The organism is Gardnerella sp. 30-4 (assembly GCF_001641215.1).
Lineage (GTDB): Bacteria > Actinomycetota > Actinomycetes > Actinomycetales > Bifidobacteriaceae > Bifidobacterium > Bifidobacterium leopoldii.
The window spans coordinates 1-9,593 of the sequence record NZ_LXJL01000060.1 but is presented as its reverse complement, the minus strand read 5'-3'; the positions used below and the strand labels follow the sequence as shown (position 1 = coordinate 9,593).

Annotated in this window: 7 protein-coding genes; 2 read left to right on the top strand and 5 right to left on the bottom strand. The window is 42.7% G+C overall.

Translation table 11 applies throughout. The features are described from left to right. Positions 1–312 precede the first annotated feature (312 nt). Positions 313–1,767: an NADP-dependent phosphogluconate dehydrogenase gene (gndA, locus tag A5294_RS04485; RefSeq protein WP_004574149.1), complete on the top strand. Its 1,455-nt coding sequence runs from the start codon at positions 313–315 to the stop codon at positions 1,765–1,767. Positions 1,768–1,867: 100 nt separating this feature from the next. Here gndA and pgl read toward each other — a convergent pair whose 3' ends face one another. From pgl to A5294_RS04465, 4 genes are all read right to left on the bottom strand, one after another. After that, positions 1,868–2,692: a 6-phosphogluconolactonase gene (pgl, locus tag A5294_RS04480; protein WP_004574148.1), complete on the bottom strand. Its 825-nt coding sequence runs from the start codon at positions 2,690–2,692 to the stop codon at positions 1,868–1,870. A gap of 54 nt (positions 2,693–2,746) precedes the next feature. After that, positions 2,747–3,688 carry a glucose-6-phosphate dehydrogenase assembly protein OpcA gene (locus tag A5294_RS04475; RefSeq protein WP_064340574.1) on the bottom strand — a complete coding sequence of 314 codons (942 nt, stop codon included), beginning with the start codon at positions 3,686–3,688 and terminating at the stop codon, positions 2,747–2,749. Then, positions 3,685–5,265, bottom strand: coding sequence for a glucose-6-phosphate dehydrogenase (zwf, locus tag A5294_RS04470; protein WP_004105660.1), 1,581 nt, complete (start codon positions 5,263–5,265; stop codon positions 3,685–3,687). Before zwf ends, A5294_RS04475 begins: the two co-directional genes overlap by 4 nt. A gap of 103 nt (positions 5,266–5,368) precedes the next feature. After that, on the bottom strand, positions 5,369–7,795 hold the full coding sequence (locus A5294_RS04465) for an acyltransferase family protein (protein WP_064340573.1): 2,427 nt from the start codon (positions 7,793–7,795) through the stop codon (positions 5,369–5,371). A 303-nt stretch (positions 7,796–8,098) separates the two neighbouring features. Between A5294_RS04465 and A5294_RS04460 the strand changes: the two genes are divergently transcribed. Beyond that, entirely contained in the window at positions 8,099–8,593 is a 495-nt protein-coding gene (locus tag A5294_RS04460) for an inorganic diphosphatase (RefSeq protein ID WP_004105658.1), read from the top strand. Between the two features lie 150 nt (positions 8,594–8,743). Here A5294_RS04460 and A5294_RS04455 read toward each other — a convergent pair whose 3' ends face one another. Beyond that, on the bottom strand, positions 8,744–9,535 hold the full coding sequence (locus A5294_RS04455) for a hypothetical protein (RefSeq protein ID WP_032842348.1): 792 nt from the start codon (positions 9,533–9,535) through the stop codon (positions 8,744–8,746). Positions 9,536–9,593: the final 58 nt, after the last annotated feature.

Sequence of the window (9,593 nt, the reverse complement as noted above, 5' to 3'; positions counted from 1 at the left end):
CACTATATATAGTTATTATTTAAAATAGCTAAAAATAGCGTGTTTGTAAGCGTGTCGTGTTTTATGAAGTGAATATGAGCTTAGTTTTAACGATTAAAAATGTAATCTATTTCACAGAATTTATATTTGGAACTACTTAACTTGCATATTGTTAAGCCTTGTGCATATCCGCCTATAAAATTATTAAGTGCGTTTCTTGAAGGGGCGTAACGCAAAATAAAAAGTTGTGCATTTTGTAGATAATGCAGATTGCTTGGGTGCGCAAAGCATGCGTGCAAATAACAAAACAAGTACAAGATAAGAGGTGTCATTATGACTCAAGCTCAGGCAAATATTGGTGTTGTTGGTTTGGCTGCCATGGGTTCGAATTTAGCGCGTAATCTTGCGCATCATGGAAATACAGTAGCTGTTTATAATCGTCATTATTCGCGCACTGAAACTTTAATGAATGAGCATGGCAGTGAAGGTGCTTTTGTGCCTTCAAAAACTGTTGAAGAATTTGTGGCTTCTCTAAAGCGTCCGCGCACCGCAATAATTATGGTAAAAGCTGGTGCTCCTACTGATGCTGTGATTGAAGAACTTGCAAATGCTATGGAGCCTGGAGATATTATCGTCGACGGCGGAAACTCTTATTTTGAAGATACGATTCGCAGAGAGCGTGACATTCGCGCGCGTGGTCTTCATTACGTTGGTTGCGGTGTTTCTGGCGGCGAAGAAGGTGCTTTGCGTGGTCCTTCGATGATGCCTGGTGGCACTGAGGAATCTTGGAAGACTCTTGGTCCTATTTTGAAGTCTATTGCTGCTGTTGCTGAAGGTGAGCCTTGCGTAACACATATTGGTACTGACGGCGCTGGTCATTTTGTGAAGATGGTTCACAATGGCATCGAGTACTCGGATATGCAGCTTATTGCCGAAAGCTACGATTTAATGCTTCGCGGCTTGGGCATGAAATCCGACGAAATTGCAGACGTGTTTAGCGAGTGGAATAAGGGCGAACTTGATTCTTATTTGATTGAGATTACGGCTGATGTGCTTCGCCAGAAGGATGCTAAAACTGGTAAGCCTTTGGTTGAGATGATGGTGGATCACGCTGGCATGAAGGGCACTGGTACTTGGACTGTACAGTCTGCGCTTTCTCTCGGAATACCAGTTACCGGTATTGCTGAAGCCGTGTTTGCTCGCGGACTTTCCAGCCAGGTTGCTTTGCGAGAAGCTGCTGAAAGCCAAGGTTTGACTGGTCCGGATGTGCATTTTGATTTGAACGATGCTGAGCGTAAGGCGTTTATTGAGGATATTCGCCAAGCTTTGTACGCTTCTAAGATTGTTTCTTATGCTCAGGGATTCGACGAGATTGCTGCTGCTGCAATTGAGCATGATTGGAAGATTGACCAGGCTGCGGTTGCTCGCATTTGGCGTGGTGGATGCATTATTCGCGCTCAGTTCTTGAACCGCGTTTCTGAGGCTTTTGAGTCCGGTGAAGCGAGCGTTTCTTTGCTTTTTGCACCGTACTTTAAGGATGCTATTGAAAAGTCGCAGGCTGCTTGGCGTCGTGTTATTGCGCGTGCAGTTGAGCACGGGGTTCCTGTGCCAGCATTCTCTAGCTTGCTTGCATACTACGATGGATTGCGTTCCAAGCGTTTGCCAGCTTCGCTTATTCAGGCTCAGCGTGATTTCTTCGGCGCTCACACTTACGGTCGCATTGACGAGCCAGGCGTATTCCACACTTTGTGGGCAGAGCCTAATCGCCCAGAAGTAAAGCAAGATTAAAACAAATAATATTTAGAGATAACAGACCTTTGCATTATTATGCAGAGGTCTGTTATTTATTGTTCTGAGTATTATGCATGTTGCTAGAAAGCTATACAAGTTACTTAATAGCAGCTTGCAAAGTTTCCGCGGTGGTTAGCCAAGAGATTTCGTCAGTTCCGTTTGCAAAAGACGCAGGATATTCTGGATTATTATCACCAGAAAGTACATTCATTAAAGCAGCGCCTTTTTCTACTCCGGCAGTCAAGAACCAAGTGCGGTGGCTGTGAGCCAGCACAGGAACTGTAAGAGACAATCGCATTGGTGGAAGTTTAGGGGAGTGATTTACTCCAACAACAATGCGATCGCGATTATTAACCTGCGGTAATCCTGGGAAAAGTGAAGCCATATGCGCATCCGGCCCCATGCCAAGAATTGCTAGATCAAACACTGGCTCTTTGCCAAGTATGCTCACGATTTCTTCCTCATAGTCGCGCGCTGCAGCGTCTAAAATAGCGTCATTTTCAGCGTCGCTGGCTGCTACAATTTCCTCCGCATTACGCTCATCTGCAGGCATTTCGTGAATATGAGATTCTGTCAAAGCTTTGTTAGAAGTAAGTAAGTTAAGAAACATTTCGCGAGCCTTGCGCGCATTGCGATCCTCGCTATCATAAGCTACGAAACGCTCATCTGCCCACCAAATATGCACTAAATTCCAATTAATTGCTGGTAAAAGCGGGTTATTAGCAAGCATTTGGAACATGCGTATTGAATCTGTGCCACCAGTAAGTAATAAATGAAATGGTTTATTGAGATTTTGCACATCATTCTGTGATTCCATAATAAGCGTTACTAGACGTTGGGCTGCAACGGCTGCAAGCACATCGCGATTATCGTATCCGTAAATACTTGCGTTATGTGCAAAAGTAACTTCATTATTTGTCATAGTTGTTCCTTTTATGCAATTAAAAATATTTCACGAATTGTTTCACGTAATGTTTCACGCATTTTCTGAAGGATTATCTCGCACCAGCTGCGCGTAAATTTCGTCCGGATCAATGCGTCTCAATTCTTCGCTTAAGCAATCATCCAGAGTGCGAATAGGAAGCGCAATAGGTTGTGCAGCCTGTCCAGGCAGGCTAATCAAAGCTTGATCTCCGCCAGCAGGGCGGGTGAGTGACAATGTGCCATCCTCGCGTTCTAAAGTTACGGAAGTAATAGCTTGAGCTTCAGGATTTTCAACTATTTCTACAGGCACGTGCAAGCTACTCTTAAGCCAAGCTGCTAGTAAATGCAGAGATACGTAATGAGTAGGACCCACAACCTTCGCGCTAAGAATAGGCAAATGTGGAGGTTGATCGAGCATAGAAGCAAGTAACGCGCGCCAAGGAGTTAAACGCGTCCAAGACAAATCTGCATCTTGCGGAGACCAGTTTTTACGCAAGTTTTGCACAGTTTTAAGAGTATCGTCTGCTCGCTGTGCGTCAGTAATTCTGCTACTTGCCATAGCTCCAAGCAAATCGTGAGCAGGATCTTCCGGAGCGTTTGTTGGCCACCATGCAACAACCGGTGCATCTGGCACAAGTAGTGGAATGACAAGCGTATCCGGATGACGAACTAAACCGTTGTGCGGATACAAAATAATAATTTCACCAGCTCCGGCATCTGCGCCAAAACGTACTTGAGCATCGAGATTCGGCACAACCTCACCGCGCTCAGCAGCGTGCTCGCTAGACCAATCTCGAACCATTGCAATAACTCGGCAAGGATGCTCGCGGCTAGCTGCGTTTGCTGCATCAAGTGCATGCTCTAACTCTTTAAGAGTTGTATCAATAAGCAAAGTGAGCACTCGACCAGTAGCAGATTCGCCGCGCTCTTCGTGCAATTCGTCGATTTTTGCTGCAATTTTGCTTGTATTAGTATCAGGAAGGTTGATAATCATGGCAGCCTCCAATGGCGATTATCTCGAGCAAGCATAGCATCAGCTTCTGCTGGACCCCACGTTCCAGCGCGATATGGTTGCGGTTGTGTGCCAAGCGAACTCCAGAATTCCTCAATAGGGTCAAGAATTTTCCAACTTAAATCTACTTCTTGCGTAGTTGGGAATAGCGGTGGTTCGCCAAGAAGTACGTCAAGAATCAAGCGCTCGTAAGCTTCAGGGGAACTTTCAGTAAAAGAGCGTCCGTAACTAAAGTCCATAGAAACGTCTCGAACTTCCATAGCAGTTCCGCCAGGAACTTTCGCACCAAAGCGCATAGTAACGCCCTCGTCTGGCTGCACCCGAATCACAATAGCATTGCTACCAAGCTCTCGAACTGCAGTAGACTCAAACGGCAAATGCGGAGCGCGCTTAAAAATAACAGCAATTTCCGTAACGCGCTTGCCTAAACGTTTTCCGGTTCGCAAGTAGAACGGAACTCCAGCCCAACGGCGAGTATCAACGTCAAGTCGCACTGCAGCGTACGTTTCAGTAGTGCTTTTAGGGTCGATTCCTTGCTCTTCCAAGTATCCAACAGCTTTGTAAGAGCCTTGCCATCCTGCTGCATACTGTCCTCGAGCAGTATTGGCAGCCAAGTCTTGAGGTAGTCGGATTGCGGATAGAACTTTCGTTTTTTCAGCAGTCAAATCGCTAGCGCGGAAACTTACAGGCTCTTCCATAGCAGTAAGCGCCATAAGTTGAAGCAAATGGTTCTGGATCACGTCACGTGCAGCACCGATTCCGTCGTAGTATCCGGCTCTTCCGCCAATGCCAATATCTTCAGCCATCGTAATTTGCACGTGATCGACGTAATTTGCGTTCCAAATCGGCTCATACATTGCGTTAGCAAAGCGGAAAGCCAACAAATTTTGCACAGTTTCCTTGCCTAAATAATGGTCAATTCGGAACACAGAATTAGGATCAAAAACTTCAGAAACAACGCGATCCAATTCTCGTGCGCTCGCTAAATCGTGACCAAAAGGCTTTTCAATAATTACGCGTCGCCAAGCATGCTCAGAAGAGTGCGAAAGACCTGATGCTGCAAGCTGTTGGGCAACAACTGGGAAGCTGGAAGGCGGAATAGACATGTAAAAAGCGTGATTTCCGCGAGTACCTCTGTCTCGATCAAGTTCGTTCACTGTTTTGCTTAAACGCTCAAACGCGGACGCATCGTCAAAGGTGCCGCGTACGAAACGTATGCCTTTAGCGAGATTAATCCAAGTTGACTCACGAAATGGCGTTCTGCAATGCTGCTCAATATTTTCGCGCACAAAGTTTACGAAATGTTCATCCGTCCAATCGCGTCTCGCAAAACCAGTTAAACCAAATCCTGGAGGCAAAAGCCCGCGATTAGCTAAATCATATACTGCTGGCATAAGTTTTTTGCGTGCTAAATCGCCAGTAATGCCAAAAATTACTAGGCTGCACGGACCCGCAATGCGAGCTAAACGCAAATCACGTGGATCGCGCAAAGGATTCGTCCAAGTAGATACGCTTTCCCCAGCGTCTTGCAAATCACGTAGTGTCCTCAACTCAGTCATAGATACTATCGTAATATTTCGTAGCTATTTTCACCACGCAAAACACAATTTATTATGCTTAATAACAGTATTAAAAAGTTTTAGCGCGTTATAACTCTAATTTTCAGCCGCCGCATACAGCTAAACGAATCATCTTCGCGTATTGTGGACCGCCAATTGGAGTTAAGTGAACTCCATCGTCAGTCAAATATTCCGAGTGACCATTACTCAAACCATGCCAGTCTATAATGCCAACATTATGATGAGTTGCTGCGAACTTGCGTAAGCTATCGTTCGTTGCATCCTGCCAAGGTTGCGGAACTCGTGTGGTAACGAAATAAACAGGTCTACCTTTTGCGACATCAACCATGTGTTGAAGCACGCTATCGTCATGAGGAGGACCGTTGGTTCCAAGAGCGAAAATCACCACATCTCCAGCGTGTTTTGCCGAAATATCTTTCTCGTATTCATCAGCTCCGTGGAAAATTTGTCTACTCACTTTTCCATCTATATAAGCGTTAGGCATAACTTGCATCAAATATGGTTTAGCGCCTTCAGTAATAGAATCTCCAACCATAGTTAAGTTTACGGAACAAGTATTGCGTCGTTTGTCGATCCGCGTATGAGTAGTAACAAGATTTCGTGGAACTTTTTCTGCAATAGGGAAGAGAATACGATACTTCGATGGTGTAGGTGGAAGAGACTGTTTTACTACATTCTTTTGCACACCTTTTGGAACTGCTTTTTCTTTTGTTTCTTGCTTAGAATTAGTTTTGTCAAAAGCAGTAGGTTTTTTATTTGACGATGAAGATTGCTCTACTTGTGCTGTCAATTCTGGGCGAAGCTGCATTGACCTATGCTTGGCTATATCCTGCCAATTTACTGGCAAGATAATTAACGACACAATAATTATGCAGCACAAAGTTAGTGAGACAGAGCGAATAAGCTTAAATAATTGTTGATCTTTTATTGGCTTTTCAAATAACTGATACAAGCATTCTGCAAGTGCAACTATTACTAGTGCTTGCAAGACTTGCTCTCCTGTAGAAATAGCAGTTGTTCTATTTGCTGGGTTGAATAATTCAAGAACAGGGAAGTGAACTAAATAAATTGCAAAAGAGCGTCTGCCGATATAGGCGAGTGGAGTCCATGCAAATATTCTTGAGCAAATATTATCAGTTTGCGTGCAAGACCATAGTATTAGTGTGCAAGCGGCTGCTGTTATTGTGTATCCGCCAAAAACAAATACTGAAGATGTGCCTTCTGCATACACGAAGCAGTAGCACAACACAATTGTCGCCAATAACCCAACGCAAGATCGCTGCCATGCACGAAGTGGATTATAAAAAACAGTTTTTGGCTTATTGAATGCGTTATTTGGAAGTTCTTGTATATCTGGAGTTACGCTATTATCTGATAAATCAATTTGTAATCCTTTACGCAAGTCAGCAGGTATTCCATCTTCAATAAACTCTTTTTCTTTATTTGCGCAGGATTTATCTGATTTTTTCGTTAGTGCTGAATTATCTACACTACTGTCTAACTTAACTGATGAAGCTAAGCTGACCGATATGTTCTTTTTGCCCATTAGCAAATGTAATGCATGAATAAGCCACGCGTGGAATGAATGCTTGACAAACCAAGCACCGTACATTGCTAGCATTGCACCCATTAAGAATTCTGATGCTCTCGTATCTAGAGAATAGTAGACGCGAGCTGGAGTTGTGTAATTGTTAAATAAGTAGGCAAAAGTAAAAGTAAGAATAGAAGAAAGTATGGCTAAGCCTGCTGTGATATACATGCGTATTAGCTTGCTACGCACGAATTTAATAAGTGCAGCAAGGATAATAGGCCATATAACAAAAGCCTGCATTAAAAGTCCGAGATACCAAAGATGTTTGATAGGAGAAGGTAATCCGGACTGTTCAAAATATGAAAGCTTACGAGCAACATACATTATGTTGCTAAAGAATCCGGAGCCTGAAAGAGCATCCGCTTGTAACTTTGGTAGTAGACTTGGCGAAAAAAGCCACATAATTGGTGCTGTTATAGCGATAATTCCAAGTGTTGACGGCCAAATTCTTTTTACGCGCTTTAGTAAATACTCCCAGTAATGCTTGATTCTTTGAGTATTTTTATTATTATCTCCGATATTTTTTGTATTTTTTGCGTTTTCATCTGCGTTTAAATAGCGCAGAACTGATCTCGTACAAAAATATCCTGCCAATACCAAAAATAGTGTTACTCCAAGGAATCCTCCCATAAGAAGGCTTGGACGCATATGAAAGCATACAATACCAATAATTGCTAAAGCTCTTAAACCGTCTATTGCTTTATTTCGCTTCGAAACAGTATTTGTAGGTAAAGTAGATGATTGTTTATTTTCAGCTTTTGCGCTATGAATAGTTTTTTCTACGGTATTATTTGCGTTTGCTGAAAGATTAGTTGAGGTCGTTTTACTAGCATTTTTTTCTGCAGGAACCTTCTTTGTTTTGAAGGATTGATCTGCTTGTGAAGCAGTGGAAGTGTTCACGCATCTCTTTTTTGTCATCTTGCCTACGCTTCGGTAACCATACTGGTATGTATGCAACATATCGTGTGTAAAACGTAGCAATAGTAACTGTGTATTAAGACACTTTTATAGCTTAAAGCGTGTCTTGTTGCTATGCCTAGGATGTGCTAGAAATATGTGATTTTATACTACTTCTGTAAGTGATACAAAACGTTTATTATTTAACGAAATTTGTTAACAAAATTTTGTTTTATATGCTCTATTGCTGTCGTTCGTCGGTGCGCGCTAAAGTGAGATAGAACAGTTATATGAATTGTTATTAAAGTTATCAAAGGAGCCAATATGGCAGAAACTTTTAACGTTGTGGTAGAGATTCCACGCGGTTCTAAGAACAAGTATGAAGTGGATCACGAAACTGGTCGCGTATTCTTGGATCGCACCCTTTTCACAGCTATGGGTTATCCAGATGATTACGGTTATATTGATGGCACTTTGGGCGAAGATGGCGATCCACTTGACGCTCTTGTTATGATTCCAAATTCTGTGTTCCCAGGATGTGTTGTTGAGTGCCGCGCCGTTGGCTTGTATCACATGGTTGATGAAGCTGGCGGAGACGACAAGGTTTTGTGCGTTCCAGCAGACGTTCGTTTTGACGACATCAAGGATATCGATGACGTGAACGAGTATCATAAAGCTGAAATCAAGCACTTCTTCGAGCAGTACAAGGCTTTGGAGCCAGGTAAGGAAGTTCTTCCTGGTGACTTCTGGGCTGGTGTAGAGCAGGCTGAGAAGGAAATCGTCGCAGCTCGCAAGCGCTTGGAAGAAAGCGAAAAATAAGTTTCGCTTTTAATGAGTAAAACAATAAAGATTAAAAGCTAATAAATAAAACGTCGAAGACACATACCGTGTTTTCGACGTTTTTATGTAAGTGCGTGCTGCTTTCAAAAGTAAATTAAAATGTAACGTTGCATACGCTTTTAAATAATTTTAAGCAGCTACTAGCATTCCAAGGCCTGCAATATACACGAGCATTCCTGAAAGCATTATTGGCAATATAGAAATGGCGATATCGTGCGAAACTATTCCAGTTTCGTATTCTTCATAATTGTTGCGAACCCACAAATATGAAAGTCCTGATAGCGCGATTAGCATAAATATGCACAGTACTATAACGAGTATTCCACCGTCTAAATTGCGAAGCGATGGCATAAAGCTAATAATTGACGGCAAAAATAGCCAACCCGGAAGTGCTGCACAAGCAATACTTGCAGTAAGCGTGTGCGAAAGATTTCGTACTAAATTTGTGCGATTCTCGCGCAGCATTTGCCTCAAGAATGTTACAAATGTTGCTGCTACAAGAATTAGAGCAAAAGATACAGCCCAGCGTTCGTAAGGGTGAATTGCAGCAATGAACTTACTCATCGACACAGTTTCGTTATCAATAATGACGCTTTTTGGTAGCCATCCCTTTAATACTCCGGTTGCAAACCATGTAGAAGCAATTCCTGCGCATAATGCAATAGCTCGGTCAATTACATTTCCGTGCAGTGGCCACAACGCTATAAATGTAAGCATTATGATAAGGCATAATATAAGTGTTATTTTTGCTGTTGCGATTGGCAATATTGCTGCAATTGCGAGAAGTACTACAACAAAAATTTGGCTTACAAACATCGCTAATGCGTTCATGCTAGGTATACGGGTATGTTTTTGAACATTTACGCAAGAATTATCATTTTTCTGCATCTTATCATTGCAGATACGTGTTTCATTGCTCATACACACTCCCTAGTGCTGTAAGTTTTATATTTATAAAGCGTAATATGTCCATAAAATA